The 18,963-nt window shown below is 38.3% G+C and carries 16 protein-coding genes and 1 tRNA gene; 15 read left to right on the top strand and 2 right to left on the bottom strand.

What is annotated here, in order from left to right:
* Positions 1-25 precede the first annotated feature (25 nt).
* From AC5LW9_RS09345 to AC5LW9_RS09300, 10 genes are all read left to right on the top strand, one after another.
* The gene (locus AC5LW9_RS09345; RefSeq protein WP_493455734.1) at positions 26-802 is read left to right on the top strand and encodes a phage antirepressor KilAC domain-containing protein; all 777 of its coding nucleotides are present in this window, start codon (positions 26-28) and stop codon (positions 800-802) included.
* A gap of 45 nt (positions 803-847) precedes the next feature.
* Positions 848-1,054: a hypothetical protein gene (locus AC5LW9_RS09340; protein WP_493455733.1), complete on the top strand. Its 207-nt coding sequence runs from the start codon at positions 848-850 to the stop codon at positions 1,052-1,054.
* Complete coding sequence (locus tag AC5LW9_RS09335; RefSeq protein ID WP_334327560.1) at positions 1,051-1,236, top strand: hypothetical protein; 186 nt, start codon at positions 1,051-1,053, stop codon at positions 1,234-1,236. Before AC5LW9_RS09340 ends, AC5LW9_RS09335 begins: the two co-directional genes overlap by 4 nt.
* A 128-nt stretch (positions 1,237-1,364) precedes the next feature.
* On the top strand, positions 1,365-1,742 hold the full coding sequence (locus AC5LW9_RS09330) for a phage tail protein (RefSeq protein WP_493455732.1): 378 nt from the start codon (positions 1,365-1,367) through the stop codon (positions 1,740-1,742).
* Positions 1,743-1,762: 20 nt separating this feature from the next.
* Positions 1,763-2,107, top strand: coding sequence for a hypothetical protein (locus AC5LW9_RS09325; RefSeq protein ID WP_493455731.1), 345 nt, complete (start codon positions 1,763-1,765; stop codon positions 2,105-2,107).
* Between the two features lie 78 nt (positions 2,108-2,185).
* A complete protein-coding gene (locus AC5LW9_RS09320; RefSeq protein WP_493455730.1) occupies positions 2,186-2,890 on the top strand; it encodes a phage minor tail protein L in 705 nt (234 codons plus the stop codon).
* Positions 2,891-2,928: 38 nt separating this feature from the next.
* The gene (locus AC5LW9_RS09315; protein ID WP_493455558.1) at positions 2,929-3,648 is read left to right on the top strand and encodes a C40 family peptidase; all 720 of its coding nucleotides are present in this window, start codon (positions 2,929-2,931) and stop codon (positions 3,646-3,648) included.
* Positions 3,591-4,211 (top strand): tail assembly protein, encoded by a 621-nt coding sequence (locus AC5LW9_RS09310; RefSeq protein WP_493455559.1) that lies wholly within the window; start codon positions 3,591-3,593, stop codon positions 4,209-4,211. The genes AC5LW9_RS09315 and AC5LW9_RS09310 overlap by 58 nt, the downstream gene beginning before the upstream one ends.
* The gene (locus tag AC5LW9_RS09305; RefSeq protein WP_493455560.1) at positions 4,204-7,437 is read left to right on the top strand and encodes a TipJ family phage tail tip protein; all 3,234 of its coding nucleotides are present in this window, start codon (positions 4,204-4,206) and stop codon (positions 7,435-7,437) included. Before AC5LW9_RS09310 ends, AC5LW9_RS09305 begins: the two co-directional genes overlap by 8 nt.
* A 61-nt stretch (positions 7,438-7,498) precedes the next feature.
* Positions 7,499-9,727: a prophage tail fiber N-terminal domain-containing protein gene (locus AC5LW9_RS09300; RefSeq protein ID WP_493455729.1), complete on the top strand. Its 2,229-nt coding sequence runs from the start codon at positions 7,499-7,501 to the stop codon at positions 9,725-9,727.
* A gap of 280 nt (positions 9,728-10,007) precedes the next feature.
* Here the strand turns inward: AC5LW9_RS09300 and AC5LW9_RS09295 are convergent.
* Positions 10,008-10,084 (bottom strand) — tRNA-Val (locus AC5LW9_RS09295).
* A 294-nt stretch (positions 10,085-10,378) separates the two neighbouring features.
* On the opposite strand from AC5LW9_RS09295, the gene recQ reads away from it, so the two are divergent.
* The 3 genes from recQ (at position 10,379) to AC5LW9_RS09280 (ending at position 14,884) form a co-directional block, all read left to right on the top strand.
* A complete protein-coding gene (gene recQ / locus AC5LW9_RS09290) occupies positions 10,379-12,217 on the top strand; it encodes a DNA helicase RecQ (protein WP_493455728.1) in 1,839 nt (612 codons plus the stop codon).
* A 106-nt stretch (positions 12,218-12,323) separates the two neighbouring features.
* Positions 12,324-13,556, top strand: coding sequence for a hypothetical protein (locus AC5LW9_RS09285; protein ID WP_493456612.1), 1,233 nt, complete (start codon positions 12,324-12,326; stop codon positions 13,554-13,556).
* Between the two features lie 149 nt (positions 13,557-13,705).
* Complete coding sequence (locus tag AC5LW9_RS09280; protein ID WP_039126970.1) at positions 13,706-14,884, top strand: M20 family metallopeptidase; 1,179 nt, start codon at positions 13,706-13,708, stop codon at positions 14,882-14,884.
* A 281-nt stretch (positions 14,885-15,165) separates the two neighbouring features.
* On the opposite strand, the gene AC5LW9_RS09275 is transcribed toward AC5LW9_RS09280, so the two are convergent.
* Complete coding sequence (locus AC5LW9_RS09275) at positions 15,166-16,104, bottom strand: acyltransferase (RefSeq protein WP_198228225.1); 939 nt, start codon at positions 16,102-16,104, stop codon at positions 15,166-15,168.
* A gap of 404 nt (positions 16,105-16,508) precedes the next feature.
* On the opposite strand from AC5LW9_RS09275, the gene dnaX reads away from it, so the two are divergent.
* Positions 16,509-18,563, top strand: a complete 2,055-nt coding sequence (dnaX, locus tag AC5LW9_RS09270) for a DNA polymerase III subunit gamma/tau (protein ID WP_493455727.1) — start codon at positions 16,509-16,511, stop codon at positions 18,561-18,563.
* Between the two features lie 32 nt (positions 18,564-18,595).
* Positions 18,596-18,934: a YbaB/EbfC family nucleoid-associated protein gene (locus tag AC5LW9_RS09265; RefSeq protein WP_025315741.1), complete on the top strand. Its 339-nt coding sequence runs from the start codon at positions 18,596-18,598 to the stop codon at positions 18,932-18,934.
* Positions 18,935-18,963: the final 29 nt, after the last annotated feature.

Below are 18,963 nucleotides of genomic sequence, written 5' to 3'. Positions count from 1 at the left end.
ACAAACCCTAAATAAGGATCAACTTATGAGTAACAGTAACACAAACAACTTAAATTGTCCAGTAATAGCAGGAATAACTATCACAAAGGATAAAGCTGATCACCAAAGTCAATTGACAATGTCTAGCCGTGAGATTGCTGAATTAACAGGCAAGCAACATAGGCATGTTTTACGGGATATAGAAAATATATTTTCTGAACTACATATTGATTCAGAGGGGTATGCCCAAAATTGGACACACCCCCAAAATAAACAAATTTATAAAGAATATCAATTACCTAAAAAATATATTGAATGTCTTCTAACTGGTTACAGTATACCGTTAAGAATGAGGGTTATTGATCGCATGCATCAGCTAGAAGAAGCAAACAAGCAGCCTCAAGTAAGAATTCCAACCAATAAAGAACTCGCATTAATGGTTATTAAAGCCGAGGAGGAGAATGAGCGGCTTTCAATTGAAAATAAAACATTAGGATCTCAAGTCGAAGAAATGAAGCCAACTGTTGCCGCATTTGATCGCATAGCGACTAAAACGGAGGGCAGTATGTGTGTTACTGACACAGCTAAACATTTGCAAGTTCAGCCTAAAAAGTTCTTTCAAGAATTGCATGCTATGGGGTGGATCTACAAACGAACAGGTAGCCATCATTGGTTAGGCTATCAAGACAAAGTTAAGCAGGGATTGCTTGAACATAAAGTTACTACAGTCTCAAGAAGTGATGGTAGTGAAAAAATAGTAGAACAAGTATTAGTTACACCAAAAGGTCTGGCCAAACTCTCACAAATGCTAACAACACACTAACCAATTACAACAAGCCCCGCGCAGGGGCTATTTGAGGATGTAGAAATGAACAGAAATATAATAATTAAAGAAGATGATTTCGATATTTTATCGTTGAAACTAAATTATATCGCTGCTATTTCAGAGTTGTTAATTAGCGATATGGGTAACTCAAAATATCCTGATGAAACCTTGATAAATAGTATTGGCGCAATATCAACGATGACAAATGAATTGCATGGATTATTGAGCAAAACGAGGATAGCGGCATGAAATTTGTAATTGATGATGATGACTATGAAATGATAGTTAAAAATTTGGGTCAGGCTAGGTCGTTGGCTTATATTCTTGGGAGCAACAAATCTGAAGATGAGGACAAATCTAACGTATTTTGGATAATACAGGACTTGGTTAACCATGCATTGCATCTAGTAGAGGATTCTGAAAGAGCGTAAATAATCCACCACCTTTTTTATGGCAAATATATTTAAAAAGGTGGTGGAAATTTCTAGTCAGGTATTTTAAATAATAAACAATAGGTTATAATAAGAGTGTTCCCTGTACACACAGGGATAAACCATAAATGCACACAAACCGCCCTAGTGGCGGTTTTTTTATGTCTGGAGAAAATATGGAAACATTTAATTGGATACCTCAAAAAAGTTCAACAGCGTCAATATCGCCGAGAGTTAGGGTTATTAAATTTGGTGACGGTTACGAGCAACGAATACAGGACGGTATTAATAATGATCTGCGTAGTTATAATGTCACGTTTATTGGGTTATTTGATGATATTACTCTAATAGATGAGTTTCTAACTCGGCAGGGGGCGGTGCGCGCATTCAAATGGTGCGAACCACATACTCATAAAACTATTACGGTTGTATGTCGCTCGTGGAGTTCAACGTCTAATGGTGCCGCTAAAACAATTACAGCCACATTTGACGAGGTTGTGGCATAAATTCATCAGGAGCAAATCTAATGCACGAAACAACAAAAATTAAAGACGAATCTAATACTACTAGTGACAGATTGATAGCTGATACCAGTAATTTAGTAAACACAATTCAATACAGGGGGGCGACAATAACATTAGGAAATTTTAATAATGACGATCGGGTTAAATTCAATTCATCATATGAATCTGAGATTACGCCAATCATTAAAATTAATATTGCTATTACTGGTGTTATAACGTTGATGCCAGACGCCGAATTTTACCTCCAATATTCCGAGGATTTAAAACCCAACACTGTAATAGGTGATGTTTACAAAAACGCTTTTGATTACGCCAAATCAATTATCGACGGAGGATATGCGGGATAATAAACAAACCGTCTTTTTGAAGTGACCCCCAATAGTTGGACAACCAATTACTGGGGTTTTTTTATGTTTGGAGAAAATATGACCCCAAAAAAAATGCTGTTAGATATTACAAAAATCGAGCAGGGCGCAATCATTAATTTATATGACCTCGATTTGAGTAAAATCGTTGGCAATAAAACAGTAATACGTTTTCACAATGGTGTAAATGAACTACGCCGACCTATCACGTGGCAGGGTAACGTGTATGAGCCATACCCTATTAAAGCGCAGGGATTTGAGCGCAGCGGGCAGGGCGCGAGTAATCGACCGACACTAACAGCCAGTAATACGGGAGGCATTTTAAACGGACTAATCGCGAATTATGAGGGTATGATCGGCGCAATTGTAACTAGGCATGAGGTGCTCGTTAAATACCTAGATGCGGTCAATTTTGAGAACGGCAATAAATATGCTGACCCATATTGCGAGGTCGTCTCAAATTATGTCATTGAACAGGTTAAACAACAAACGTCTCAATTTGTTACTCTGGAATTAGCGCTACCCTGTGAGACTGACGGCGCACGAATACCCGCACGAATAATTATAGCTGATACCTGTAGTTGGATTTATCGCAGCGCTAATTGTGGTTATACAGGCGGTGCGGTTGCTGATGAGTTCGATCAGCCTACTAACGATATTACGCGCGACAAATGTAGCGGATGTGTCACTGGTTGCAAACTCCGACACGGTGAACACGGAATACTACCATTCGGCGGGTTTCCTACCGCTGCGAGAATTAAATAACACGTCTACATAACTACCCTAAAAAATCAGGTTATACAATGAAAACTAAAATACTCAATCACGCTAAAAAATGCGGTGAGGCTGAATGCTGCGGTTTTGTTATTGATAATAAAATGTACATGCCCTGCAAAAACATATCACCCACACCAACAGAGACATTTGAAATCTCGCCTGATGATTGGATTCAGGCTGAAAAAATCGGTGAAATTACAGCTATTGTGCACTCTCACCCTAACGGAACGCCTATCCTCAGCGAGTCAGACCAAATTCACCAACAACAAACTGCCGTCGATTGGTGGCTCGTCTGTGATAACCAAATTCATAAATTCAGATACATAAAACCGCTATTAGGTCGTGAATTTGAACACGGTAAAACCGATTGTCTATCAATAGTTAGAGATGCCTACATGCTGGCTGGCATTAATTTACCAGACTATGAGCGTGAGGACGACTGGTGGCATAACGGGCAAAACCTCTATCTAGATTTGCTGCCTAAAAACGGGTTTGAGCGAGTGGACGCAGAGGACCTGCAGGAGGGAGACGTTATTCTTGTTTGTCTCGGTTCGGAAACACCCAACCATGCCGCAGTCTATATTGGCCATCAATACATTTTACATCACTGTCCAGAACGACTATCTAAACGCGATACGTATGGTGGTTTTTGGCGAAATTACACACATTCAATTTGGAGGCATAACCAATGGCGAAAATCAGACTATACGGCCATCTCAAACAATTTGGCGATAAATTCGATATGAATGTCGAAACCGCATCAGAGGGATTGAACGGTCTATATTGTCAAATAGCTGGATTACGTCAACGGATTATAGACGGTTGGTTTCACGTTCGTATCAATGGCGTTGATATTACTGATGAAAATTTAGCGGTCGGATTGCATAGTAGATTACCCGAAAATGCTGTTATTCATATTGTCCCTCATGTGGCTGGCGCAAAAAGCGGTGGAATATTCGGATTTATTGCTGGTGCAGCACTCGTTGTTGGCGGGCTGATAGTCGGAGTTTCAACAGGGATAGGGTTTGGACTGGTTGCGGCTGGCGTAGGGTTAATGCTCGGCGGTGTCGCTCAAATGCTCACCCAGCTACCGAAAACCGAAAAAAAATCAACCGATAGCAATAGAAATACCTATTTTTCAAATCTGGACAACACAATGGCTCAGGGTGCGCCTGTTCCGCTGATTTTTGGACGAATGAAAGTGGGTTCAAAAGTTCTCTCGCAGGAATTAGAAACGTTGGATGAGGTGGAGTCGAATGTTGGCGACAAGCCAATTCTCTATCCAGTAAAAGGGAGGTCGCATGGGTAAAGGCTCAAAAAAGGCAAAGGCTCCGTATGAGGCTCCTGACAATCTCAAGTCAAATCAATGTCTTAGAATTGTTGATATGTTGGGTGAGGGACAAATTAAAGGACTTGTTGGAGATTTGCGGGGCGTATTTTTAAATGATACTCCCGTTCAAGCGCCTGATGGTTCGTTTAATTTCAAGGGAGTTTATGCCGAATGGGTCACGGGCACACAAACACAATTACCTCTGGAGGGATTCTCATACACTGGCAACGAAATCCCTGTAAATCTACAGGTAAAAACAACCACGCCCATTACTCGAACAATCACTGACCCAAACGTCGATCGGGTTCGAGTTACAGTTGGTGTGCCAGCATTGAAATATATAGATAGCAAGGGTAACACTAAACGAACTAACGTTTCAATGTCTGTGCAGATCGGCAGGGGTGATGCGTGGCAAACAGTTAAACATATCAATTTAATTGATAAAAAAACCAATTCCCAATATCTGACCTCTGTTATTTTAGATGATTTACCAGAAACTCCGTTTAATATCCGTGTTGTCAGAAATACACCTGATAGTAAATCTCAAACACTACTAAACGACACGTTGTGGAGTTCATACACTGAAATCTATGACGCCAAATTCTCACACCCGAATACCGCATTAATTGGTTTAAAATTCGACTCAGAACAATTCAGTGGTGTACCTAGACGCAACTATTTGATAGATGGTTTTATTATTGATGTGCCTGACAATTACAATCCAGAAACTAGGGAGTACAGCGGTTTTTGGTCGGGTAATTTTAAACAGGCTTGGACCGATAATCCTGCGTGGATATTGTACAACCTGATAACAAACGAACGTTATGGATTGGGTGAGCGACTCGGCAAATTCGGTGTTGATAAATTTACATTGTACGCGGTTGCCCAATACTGCGACCAGCTCGTCGATGATGGATTTGGCGGACGTGAGCCTCGTTTTGTCTGTGGTTGTCATATAACAGAGCAGCGACCAGCACGAGACGTTATCGATGATTTGTGTTCAGTATTTCGAGGCATGGGCATTTGGACTGGTACACAATATTCAGTGGTAATTGATCGACCTAGTGATATGGTTGCGGTTTACTCAAATGCGAATGTTGTTGACGGACAATTTGCGTATACCTCAGCGCCGCTAAAACAGCGCCATACAGCTGCATACGTGCGATATATTGACCCCAATAACAATTGGGAAACGGCGACTGAATATGTTGCGGACGATGATTTAATCAAACGGTTTGGTCTAAATGTCGCAAATATTGACGCATTCGGATGTACATCCAGAGGTCAGGCTCATAGGGTCGGGAAATGGCTAATTCAAACTGAAAAACTCGAAACTCAAACGGTCACATTTTCGGTTGGTCGTGAGGGTATCAGGCATTTGCCCGGCGATATTATTGGTATTGCTGATAATGATTATACGGGCACAACTATTGGTGGTCGAGTGATTTCCGTAGACGGTAGCACAATTACGTTAGATAGAGATATTGAAATAAAAAATATCAAAAACGCGTATTTGAGTATTACCGATACCAATAGCGATTTGCGTAAAATCCAGATACAGGCACAACCTAAACCTAATCAAATCGTATTAACTGAATCTGTTGATGCTGATGAGTATTCGGTTTGGAGTCTGTACGACAACAAAATCAAACCACGACTATTTAAAGCTCTTTCTATTCGGGAGAACGACAACGGAACGTACGCAATAACAGCATTACAACATGACCCGAATAAAGAGGCTATTGTTGACAGAGGCGCTAAATTTGATACAGACAGCCCGACAATATTTAATTGGGCAATTCCTCCCGTTGAGCAATTACAGGTGGAGGTAACGCCAGAATCTGACGTGTATCAGGCGCGGTTATCGTGGTCAACTCCTCGTACAATTCAAAATCTCCAATTCGAGGTTAAAATCTATCGCGATGACAAATTGGTTAGTCGTGATGTTGTTACTGAAACGGAGTTTTACATATCGGACCTACAGCAGGGTAAATTTAACGCAACAGTTCGTGGTATTGGCGAGGACGGACGACTAGGCGATGAGACGACTATCTCATTTTCAATATTGCCGCCAGCCATGCCATCGGGATTGGTACTCACGCCGAGCGCGGTTAATATCTCAATTCGCCCTGTAATGACTGCTGTATCCAGTTTGGGTACTCAATTCGAGTTTTACAAAGGTGCGACGAGGGCTGAGGTCGAGGCGCAAACTAATTATCTAGGTCGCGCCATGTCAATGATTGACGTGGACTGTACGCCAGATACCGAATATTGGTACGGTGTTAATGCGGTTAATGTTGTCGGACGTTCTGAGATGTATATCGCTAATACGAGGACATTAGCTGCAGAAAATGGCGCAGGCTGTATATTTAGAATTCAAACGGCTGACGGTAAATTCCCAGACAATGACACAGCCACACAGATGTTTTATCGTGAATTTGGATTTTTTCCAGCTCGCGATACAACACTGATCATCTATTCGTTAGGTGCTGACGGTAGGGTTTCGCATTCTGAGGCTCGGCTATATAACGGGTCATACTGGATAGAGCCTGCAATGTTTCTGGATGGCGATTTAATCGCAACAGGAACAATGCGAGGCGATAGGCTGATTGCCGGCACTGAGATTTGGTCACCACTAGTACGGGGAGGAACAGTCGAGGCGGGGCATATTATTAGCTCAGGCAACCCGCCAGCATTTGAATTGCAACAGGACGGCACACTATACGCTAGACGAGCTAATATATCGGGTAGTATTTATGCTGATTCTGGACGATTAAATAACGTAATTATCGATGAAAATTGTCATATAAACGGGACGCTGAGCGCCACGCAGATAGAGGGCGACATTGTAAAAATGTACCCGTGCTCAAAAAACGGGTTAATCACAATTCATCCAGCGTCATTCGATAGGGAATTCCACATTCAGCCAGTCACATTATCAGCGGTTGCATATTATGGCATAGGTAATTCCTCGGAGATTATCCGCTGGGATTTGGGATTGTTAGAAATTTTTATTCGAAATGAGCGCGGGAATTTTAGTCGTCGGTATACGATTGAAACGTCTAGACAAAATTTAACCGTCACACAGAGTTATTACGGAGATATTCCAGCAGGAGAGAGATTTTATATCAGTACCAGCACCCCTAGAAACAACCTTACACACGGTATACCAGATTTTATAACAATCATGGTAGTAAAAAAATAACAACCAAAAACTAACAACCGCCCTCGTGGCGGTTTTTTTATGTCTAAATTTGGAGAAAAACATGGCTATTATTTCAGGCGTTTTACAGGACGCTCTAGGCAATCCTATTAACGGTACACTAACACTGCGCGCTAAACGCACTACCGCTAATGTGATCGGAGACACGTATATTAAAATTGGTGTCATAGACGGAAATTATTCACTAGATTTACAACCGTGCGAATACGATGTTGTGTTGACAGTAGAGGGTTATCCTAAAAACCATCTAAACAGTATCACTGTATACAATGATTCGCCCGACGGAACGTTAAACGATTATTTAATTAATCCGTCAGGCAGTGATTCAATGCCTGAATTTTTGAAACAGGTTTTTGAGGCTAGGGATGTTGCGCTGAAATCTGCGGCGGAGGCTCGCGAATCTGCAGCAACAGTGGACACATCTAAACTAGACGAGCTATCTAACACTAACGGCAGTGCGCTCATTGGGCATCACGGGAGTAATTTACGGGTCGAACTGGACAACGACGGCAGGCTAAACGATTTAGTGGCAAAAATGGCAGCTGGGGTTGAAGTTCATATTGTTGGTTACGGTGATTCAACCACAGACGGAAACACGACCTCAAGTTGGCAACGTAACGTTGCAGGCACAAATCATAATCTAAACGCCCCTAACGCATGGCCAGCTCAGGCTCAGCGAATATTGCGTGAAATGTTTAACAATGACAAAATCCATGTTCATAATGCTGGATTTTCTGGTCAGCGGATCGATAACGGCTGGGCGGCCAACAACTATAAAACGTGTGTTATAGATAACAAATTCTACGGCGTTCCAGATATTGTATTGATTGGGTTTGGTATTAATGATTCGACCTATAACAAAAACGATATTTTAGGGGACACGTTGCGGGAAACAAATCGATTAATCGATACAATAATCGAGTTTGGTGCGTTGCCTATTCTGCTATCCTGTAACGTGGTTCGAGCAAACGGCACAGAATCAGGTAGGGACAAACTGCAACTTTTGCATCAAATTAATGGAGTCAAACAATATATTGCAAAAACCCGAAACATACAATATCTGGATTTAAATACAGCGGTTAAACAGTGGGTGGCGCAAAATACAAACGGGTATAATTACACTAAATTACAACCAGATTTGACTCACTGGGGCGATTTAGGGCACGCGTTTCAGGCGTGTTGGATAGCCAGCGTATTCTATAACCGTATAGTGAAAATTAACAAAAATAACCCGTATGAAATGGCATTTTTCCAAGACCCGCGAGCTAACTCCATAGTCACAAATAAAGACGTTTCTGTCAGCAGCAATACTCGACCAGGCATTAATATTTATGTTGCGTCCAAAGATCGGGTTGACTGTCGGAATAAACCTATTCTCGATATTTGGGTTTGGTGTGAGCATCTAGACGCGTCAATTGTCTATCGTAGATTATTGAGTGACGCAGGTAACGCGACTATTAAAATCACGGATATGTTGACTGGTGATAACTATACCAAAACAGCAGGGTTTAAAGGCAAAAAATTCAATGATTACAGTGTGTGCGACGCTCCGTTCTATGTTGGACAATTGCAATACGGTCTAAATCGAATTCAATTAATTGGAGATAGTGATCAATCGTCGGCGTTTTTGTGTGGTCATTTTGATTTTGTAGCAAATTATCAGGGCAAAACTGTTTGTAAAAATTTACTACAAAAAACGGGGACATTCCGAGACCACCAAACGGTGACAGCCTCTGCGAAAGACTCTGCCAAATCGGTATCATTAACGTTCTCGCCAGACGTATATGACCCGTACGGTCAAAATGTAGTGCAGTTATTTAATACGGATAAAACCACAAACATTTGTTTGGAGGGTAAATTTTCTGCGGGCACAGGTATTTTTTTGGTTCAGGGAAACGGACGGAAAAAGGACGAGCTGGCGGGGATCATGTTGTACGGTTTTTCAGGTTCATTATCAATCTACAAACACCGTTATAATACAGTAACAGGTGAGGTTAATTTTGAGCAACAGGGAGAGAGCGCAGCAGTTAAATCCGATGATGATGGCGTTTATCGAGTAACGATCAAATCCTATTTTAACAAAAACGGGTCTCCAGTTATCGATATTTACCACGCTGACAAATTGGCAAAATCAATCTCGTGGGACGGTGTGGACCATATTCCACCTCTAGCGGGAGTGGTAGGCAATATACACCGATTCCAGCCAGCGAATAAATCTGCGGATATGATTGTGGAAATTAACAAATTTGAGGTTTTTTATACTGATAACTAAACCTAGTGGTAATAACGTATAGTTAATACACAAATAATTCGCCCGATATTTTCGGGCGTTATTTTGATAATTTGTGCTATTTTTATTTGATTATATTTGAGGTAATAAATGAGTGAATTGTTAGAGTGAGTTTTGGGAAGTAAAAAAATTGGTTATTTCAATATTAAAAAAACAAATTTAAGGTAGAGGTTTTACCCCAGTTTTACCCCAGTTTTACCCCAAGTAAAATTTTAAGATGAATGTCAATTCTTCGGAAAGCTTATAGAATAAGGCTTTGAGTTGGTACGCCCGGGTGGACTCGAACCACTGACCCCCACCATGTCAAGGTGATGCTCTAACCAACTGAGCTACGGGCGTATATTGGAAACACGCAAATATTAACGGGCAATTCGATTTGTATCAAGTAAAAAATTTAAAAATAGCCGTTTTTTTAATCTGTCGAAACATAACGTTGATAAAATAATCAATAAAAGGCATTTAATTGTTAAGTCAAAGATGATTGATAGATGAATGTTTTCTCTTTGTTTCTGTTAACCGAAAAATTTTATGCTTTATATAAACAGCAAATAAATGTCAGTCGGTAGTGGTTTGTTGAAATTATTTTAGCTATACTCCCTGAATTGATAAAGGGGGTTATTTGTTTTGGTTAATATGTCGATAAAAGATCAGATTGAAGATGTTTTACACAATGTATTCGGTTATAAATCATTTAGAAATCAACAAAAAGAAATTATTGAATCAATTATCGATGGACGAGATACATTAACAATTATTCCAACTGGTGGGGGAAAATCGTTATGCTATCAAATTCCAGCGGTACTATTGCCAAGCACTGCGTTAATCATTTCCCCATTAATTTCATTAATGAAAGATCAGGTTGATCAATTGCTTGCTAACGGTATTCCGGCTGCGCTTCTCAATGCTACCCAGTCCTTGGCAGAACAGCAAGAGGTAGTTGAAAAATATTTAAATCATTCGATAAAATTATTATATATCTCTCCTGAAAGGCTTGCCGTAGGTTCATTTATATCAATGATTCAAAGCCATCCCCCTTCACTCATTGCGATTGATGAAGCTCACTGCATATCACAATGGGGGCATGATTTCAGACCTGATTATCGACAATTAGGTCAGTTGTCCTCTCGATTTCCGAACGTTCCGATTGTTGCGTTAACCGCCACCGCCGATAAAATGACACAAACGGATATCATTCATCAACTTCAATTGGTCGATCCTTTGGTTGTTGTTCGTAGTTTTGATCGCCCCAACATCCGATATACCGTTGTTGAAAAATTTAACTTAACAGAACAAGTGGTTTCTTTTATTGAAACGCAAAAAGGAAATAGTGGGATAATTTATTGTTCTAGCCGTTCCAAAGTTGAAGATATGACGACTCGACTTGCCAGTCGGGGATTTTCCGTTATGGCTTATCATGCAGGGCTTACTTACAGTGAGCGTCAAATAGCGCAGGAAGCATTTTTAAAAGATAACGTGCAAATCATTGTTGCTACCGTTGCATTTGGAATGGGGATTAATAAACCTAATGTAAGATTTGTCGTGCACGCTGATTGCCCTAGAACTATCGAAGCCTATTATCAAGAAACCGGCAGAGCGGGGCGAGATGGCGTCCCAGCAGAAGCAATCTTATTGTTTAATAAAAATGATTTGAACTGGTATTATCAACAAATCGCTGAAAAAGCAGATGGGGTACATAAAGAGATTGAACAACATAAAATTGAGGCTATGGAGTCATTTGCACAAAGTTTAACTTGTCGACGAATTGTATTGCTTAACTATTTTGGCGAAAAACGAACGGAGCCTTGTAATAATTGTGATATCTGTCTTTATCCACCTGAACAATACGATGGCTTAGTTGATGCACAAAAAGTTTTATCTTGCATTTATCGAGTAGAACAACGTTATGGTGCACAATACATTGTTAATGTTTTACGAGGTTCTGCTCGTTCTCAAATTAAAGACAATGGTCATGATAAATTGTCCGTTTATGGTATTGGTAAAAATCAATCTAGTAATTATTGGCTAAGTGTGATTCGACAGCTAGTTCACTTAGGTTATTTGATTCAAAATATTTCAACTTCTTCAAGTTTGCCAACCTTACAATTAACTCAAGAAGCTAGAAAAATACTTAGAGGTGAAATTCCATTATCGCTAGCCAAACCTCGCCTTGAAATTGTTAAGAAAAGCCGCCTAAATCGTTATGCTCGATCAATAAATATGACAGCGATGTTATCCTTTGAAGAGCGTATGTTATTCAATAATCTGAAACGATTACGTAAAGATATTGCTGATAGTGAAGATGTACCACCTTATATTATTTTTAGCGATGCAACATTATTAGAAATGGTGCAAACAACGCCAGCAAGTAAAAAAGAGCTAATTAATGTTACGGGAGTTGGAAAAATCAAATTGGAAAAATATGGCAATCTATTTTTAGAGGAAATTAAAGATTTTATAGTAAAAAATATATAATCTGATGAATAATTCCGCCATAATAACGATTATCGAAAAAATATAGTATTTCAAAATAGTAAATAAAAATAGTAAAAATGGAGTTTTTATGTCACCAATGAATGACATGCCACAAATGTTGGCATTAGTGCTGTTACTGGTTATTCTTTATCTTGGCGATATTGTTTCGATCCGCACCAAAGCATGGGTTCCGTCTGTATTTATCTGCGCTGTTCTTTTTTTATTAGGATATTGGACATTCTTTCCGGCCGATATTGTGGCACGTGCTGGAGTACCAACCGTCGTTGCTGTTATGTTTATGTATTTACTCATTGTTAACATGGGTACTCTTTTATCAGTTAAAGAATTATTATTGCAATGGAAAACCATCTTAATTTCTCTTGCAGGAATTGTTGGTATTATTATTATTGCTATCATAGTTGGGTATCTGTTCTTCGATTTTAATACGGTAGTGGTTGCTATACCTCCTTTAGTGGGTGGTATTGTTTCGGCAATTATTATGGCTAATGGGGCAAAAGATGCAGGATTGCCTGATTTGGCTGTTTTTGCCATCATTATTTATGTGATGCAAGGATTTGTTGGTTATCCACTTACTTCTATTATGCTAAAGCGCGAAGGACGAAAAGTTTTAAAGCAATATCATGCAGGCACTTGGCATGTAAATGATAACTCTAAATCCTCCATTGATAAACAACAAGCAATATCGTCTGATGAAAATCCAATGCCAAGTTTGTTTGCAAAAATTCCCTCAAGCTATAATTCATCGTATTTCATTTTTTTACGTATTGCGGTCATCGGTTTTTTAGCTTACTTTGTTTCAGAAGTTTTAAAACCGATAGTTAGTGTAAGTCCATTTGTATTATGTTTGTTATTTGGTGTAATAGCTGCGTCATTTGGTTTTTTAGAACGCCATCCATTAAAAAAAGCAGGTGGATTTGGAATAACTGTGATGGGGTTAATGTTATTTATTTTTGATACATTGAGTCGAGCAACACCCGAAATGCTTATGCGTTTGCTAACGCCTCTAGTCATCTTTATTTTATCTGCAGTTGTCGGTATGTTTATTTTTTCAGTTATTGTAGGCAAAATATTAAAAGTGAGTAAAGAACTGGCTTTTTCAATTGCGCTTACAGCCTTGTATGGTTTTCCTGCCGATTACATAATTACTAATGAAGTCATTAATAATTTAACTAAAGATCCAAAAGAGAAAGAAGTATTAACCAGTCATATGTTACCACCAATGTTGATTGGAGGCTTTATATCTGTGACTATCGTTTCAGTTGTATTAGCAGGAATAATGGTGAATATGATAGTAGGCCCTGCATCAGCAGTGCAATAATTAATTATAAAATCCCAAAAAATGTGATAATCACATTTATTAGCATTATCAATAGCAATTAATGGAAATTAACAGTATTTATTTTATGATAGCTCAACAATGGCTAGTGTTATAAAAGTAGAACAAATTGAAATATTAAAGGTAGTAAAATGACGAATCCAAACATAAAAAAATTAATACAACAAAATATTGATGAGATGGTCGCTTTTCGTCGCGATCTTCATCGTCATCCTGAATTACCGTGGGAAGAGTTTAGAACCACAGATAGAATTGCTCAGGAGCTTGATAAAATAGGAATTGCCTATCGACGTACGGAACCTACAGGGATTATAGCTGAAATTCAAGGAGGTAAACCAGGTAAAAGAATTTTATTAAGAGCAGATATTGATGCGTTACCAGTACAAGAACTGAGTGAAAACATTGATTATAAATCAACGATTGATGGTAAAATGCACGCTTGCGGTCACGATACCCATGCTTCTATGTTACTGACAGCGGCAAAAGCGCTTTATGAGATTCGCGATCAACTAAAAGGTAATGTAAGACTTGTTTTTCAACCCGCTGAAGAGGTTGCTCAAGGTGCCAAAGGCATGATTAAACAAGGTGTGCTTGATGGTGTAGATAGTGCATTTGGTATGCATATTTGGTCACAAATGCCAGTTGGTAAAATATCTTGTGTAGTCGGTTCGAGTTTTGCTTCTGCTGATTTGTTAACTGTGCGTTTTAAAGGAAGAGGTGGTCATGGTTCTATGCCACATGATACCGTTGATGCAGTAATGGTTGCTTCCGCATTTGTTATGAATGTCCAATCCATTGTGTCGCGCGAAGTGTCGCCACTTGATCCCGCTGTTGTGACAATTGGCCGTATGGATGTTGGTACACGCTTTAATGTTATTGCCGAAAATGCGGTATTAGATGGAACAGTGCGTTGTTTTAACGTTGCCGTGCGTGACAAAATTGAATCGGCAATCCGGCGTTATGCTAATCAAGTTGCTGCAATGTACCGCGCAACAGCTGAAGTTGAGTACATCTATGGCACTTTGCCAGTAATCAATGATAAAGAAAGCGCATTACTGGCCCAAAAAGTAATTGTCGAATCATTTGGTGAAGAAGCACTATACTTTGAAGCACCGACAACAGGTGGTGAGGATTTTAGTTACTATACAGAAAATATACCGGGTGCTTTTGCTTTAGTTGGTTCGGGTAATCCTGATAAAGATACCCAATGGCCACATCATCATGGTTGTTTTAATGTGGATGAAGATGGTATGGCATTAGGCGCTGAATTCTATGCGCAATATGCTTGGGCTTATTTAAATCAAAATTAAATTTTGTAAAAAAGTTTCAGGGTAGCTATACATTTATGTAAAAATTCTGTTTTTAGTATAGCTTTCCTTGGGCTATTTGGTGTTGTGAGTTATTGCTTTTTTTAGATTATAGCTAAATTTGAAAATTCAATATATCATCATTCTGTACCTACGACTTCTATTATCAACAACACATATTTTTGGGTCATCTTTTTTGTTTAAATACGTTGCCTAGAACCTACAGATTAGTCATTGTTGTTACTTAACTTCCTAATTAAATTTAATTAATAATAAAGTATTTATTAATTAAATAAAGGTTCATCAATACTTGGAAAAAAAGGTTTAATTGTGTTATATAAGTGATCAGCTTGTTCTGTATTTCCTGCACATTTAGCTGCAAGTCGAGCGTAACAACCACATGGCCAGTTTTTTCTTTTACTTTTTTCAAAGCAATCGTATAACGTATCATATATTTCAATAAGTGTTATGTCTATATCACCAATTTTTACCACATCAACATTTTGTTGCTTAAAATACTCAAGTAAAATAGCTCTGGCTAAGTAGTAAATAATATAATAATCTGATCCAGTAATCTCTTTTCTCTTGCTCCAAAGTAGCATGCCAATTGATATCACTTCATCATGTTTAAATTGCATAGCAAGTGAACAAAACTTACTGAGGGGAAAATCAGGATGAATAAGTTCAGGAGGTGTTTCGTAAGCGTTGCGTGTCCACATTATTCCTGTTTTTATTGTTTTGGCTGGAGAGCCAGCAATCATTGAAAAATCTGAAAATGATCTATTAACAATAGTTCGTGCACCAACAACGCAGCCTTTATTGATTTTTGCACCTTTTAATACAATCGTATCGCGGGCTAACCAGACTTTATCTTCAATGATAACATCTTTAGGAGGATTTATTCTTTTGCGTGTTTGCATATCATAAACACCATGCATGTCTGAGTTATAAATCCTACAGTTGGCAAATAAACAATCATCACCGATATGAATTGCTCCATTTTCAGCCACATGTATAAAAATCATATCATTACAAATTAATCCATTGCCTATAAATAATTTGCAATTTGGTTCAATGATAATTCGACCTCTTAATTCGCATAGATCGCCGATTTCTAACTCTCCACCTTTTCGAACGGTTATCGATGCGGAATTGAGTTTAGTTCCATAACCTATTTTTATTTTTGGGTTGGTATCTAAAAATTCAATATATGATGAATTCATCTCAATTCCTTTTGAAATTTCAAACGGTATATCTGTTTTATTATTTAGAGTTTTTAATATATTCAAAATTTTTCTCCATTAATAAGAAAATGTTTTAAAAATATCATATCATAAAGAGACTGTACATGATTGGATACTCGCTCTTAATTATTAGTTAATATTGATTGCTTATTTTTTATTAAATAAGGATTTTTTAACGAAAGGAATTTACTTTTTCAATTCTATTAAGTCTAATATTAAATTAATTAGTTTATCACTACTTTGAAAAAAAGTTTCAGGTTAAGTATACATTTATGTAAAAAGATGCTGTCTAATATTAGGCCGGTTATTGTCTTGTTGCAGACTAACTTAGGACTTTATGCTATGATAAAAACCAATTTCATTAGTAATAAACAATGGTGATTATGAGTTATCAAGTTCTAGCACGTAAATGGCGACCTAAATCATTTTCTGAAGTGGTTGGTCAACAGCATGTTTTAAAAATTTTATCTAACGCGCTATCTCTAGGACGTGTTCATCATGCTTATCTGTTTTCGGGTACTCGAGGCGTTGGAAAAACATCTATTGCTCGTCTATTAGCAAAAGGTTTAAACTGCGAAACAGGTATAACCGCCACACCTTGCGGTGAATGTGATAATTGCCGTGATATTGAGTTAGGACGCTTTGTTGATCTGCTTGAAATTGATGCTGCTTCTCGAACTAAAGTAGAGGATACTAGGGAGATCTTGGATAACATTCAATATCTTCCTACTAAGGGGCGTTTTAAAGTCTATCTAATTGACGAAGTGCATATGCTATCACGCAGTAGTTTTAACGCACTACTTAAAACATTAGAAGAGCCACCAGAACACGTCAAATTTTTGTTAGCTACGACTGATCCTCAAAAATTACCTATTACTATATTGTCGCGCTGCTTGCATTTACACTTAAATGTTCTTGATACGTCGCTCATTGGTGAGCAACTTACTCATATTTTAAAATTGGAGCAGATTAAAAACGATCCAAAAGCGATATCGTTATTGGCTAAAGCGGCTAATGGCAGTATGCGTGATGCATTAAGTTTAACTGACCAAGCCATCGCACTTGGTAATGGCGAAGTTGATACAGCATCAGTGACGTTGATGTTAGGTACTCTTGATAAATCCATCCCTTTTTCACTGATCGAAGCACTGTACCATAATGAGGGTAATGCCTTAATGCAGCAAATTGATATGGCAGCAGCACAAGGTGCAGATTGGGATAATTTATTAGCAGAAAGTATTGCACTTTTACATCAAATTGCTTTGTTGCAAGTTGTACCAACCGCATTAGGCGATTATACCGATCAAGAAGAACGAATTCGTTTTCTAGCAAAATATATGGCGCCAAATGACGTGCAGTTATATTATCAAATCCTATTGATGGGTAGAAAAGATTTGGCGTATGCTCCAGATAAAAAAATAGGTACTGAAATGAGTTTTTTACGTGCTTTAGCTTTCATGCCTAAAAATAATGATACAACTATAGCACCTAAACCACAGGTTGAGCCATCAATTGTTGCTGAACCTAAGTCACACATACAATCAACTCAGTTTTTATCAAAAAAAAAGAGCAATCCAGAATCGGAATCTAACTTAACTTCAAATCAAAATAGCAACATACCTGTTGACTCTCAACCTGTACCGATTGCTCAATCAAATGTTCAAGATCTATCTATTCCTGATGATGCATCCTCTGTTACAAAAAACATATTAGAAATGAGGATGCAGTTAATCAAAGGAGAACAAAAAGCAAAAAAGTCTGAACCCAAAGTCGAGCCTTTGCAGCCAAAATCAGAGGTAATTCATTCATCATTAACTCATGCTAAAAATATCACTCAACTCGCTGATAATAAACAAGTCGATATTAAAGATAATGATGAAGATGAGCATGACAATGAGACAGAAGAAGTCATTACGGCTGAAAATTATCAGTGGCAAGCTTGTGGTTATGTTGAGACTAAAGATGATTTAATTATTGACACTAAAACTTTTCGGGAATCGCTCAACGGTGATAAAACACCTGAAATGACAAAAAAATTAATTGAGGAAATGGCAGAGAAAGATGCGTGGTGTTTTGAAATAGAACAGTTGGATTTATCGCCACTTATCAAACAGATTGTCAGTAATTCGTTTATTGAACAGACAGATGAAAATAATATCATTTTACATATGAGATCTGCGGTAAAACATCTGATCAACTCATCAAGTAATGTGACTAAAGTTGAAAAAGCGATAGCTAATTATCGCCAACGAGCATTAAATGTTAAGATCATTCTTGATGATAATAAGGATAATAAAACGCCTTTAGAAATGCGTGAAGATCTTTATCAACAAAAGCTTGCACAAGCTAAGGTGACCATAAATGAAGATCCAAAAGTATCGATGATCTGTCAATATTTTGAAGCGAAGATTGATGAGGCGAGCATTCGTCCTGTATAATTATGGGCTAAATTTTTTAATGAGGAATAAATATGTTTTCAGGTGGAAAAGGTGGTTTGGGCAATTTAATGAAGCAAGCTCAACAAATGCAAGCAAAAATGCAACAAGCACAAGAAGAGATTGCCAAATTAGAGGTGACAGGTGAATCAGGTGCTGGTTTAGTTAAAGTAACAATAAATGGTTCACATAACTGTAAACGTGTTGAAATTGATCCCTCTTTAGTTACGGAAGATGATAAAGAGATGTTGGAAGATCTGATTGCTGCTGCCTACAATGATGCGACTCGTCGTTTAGATGACGCACAAAAAGAGCGAATGGCACAAGTAACTGGCGGTATGCAGTTACCACCAGGCTTTAAAATGCCGTTTTAATTGATTTTATTATATTAATTTAATCTTAC

It is taken from the genome of Gilliamella sp. LMG 34360 (assembly GCF_984568995.1).
Note: the sequence above shows the minus strand (reverse complement) of the source record. Positions and strands in the feature narration are given on the sequence as shown.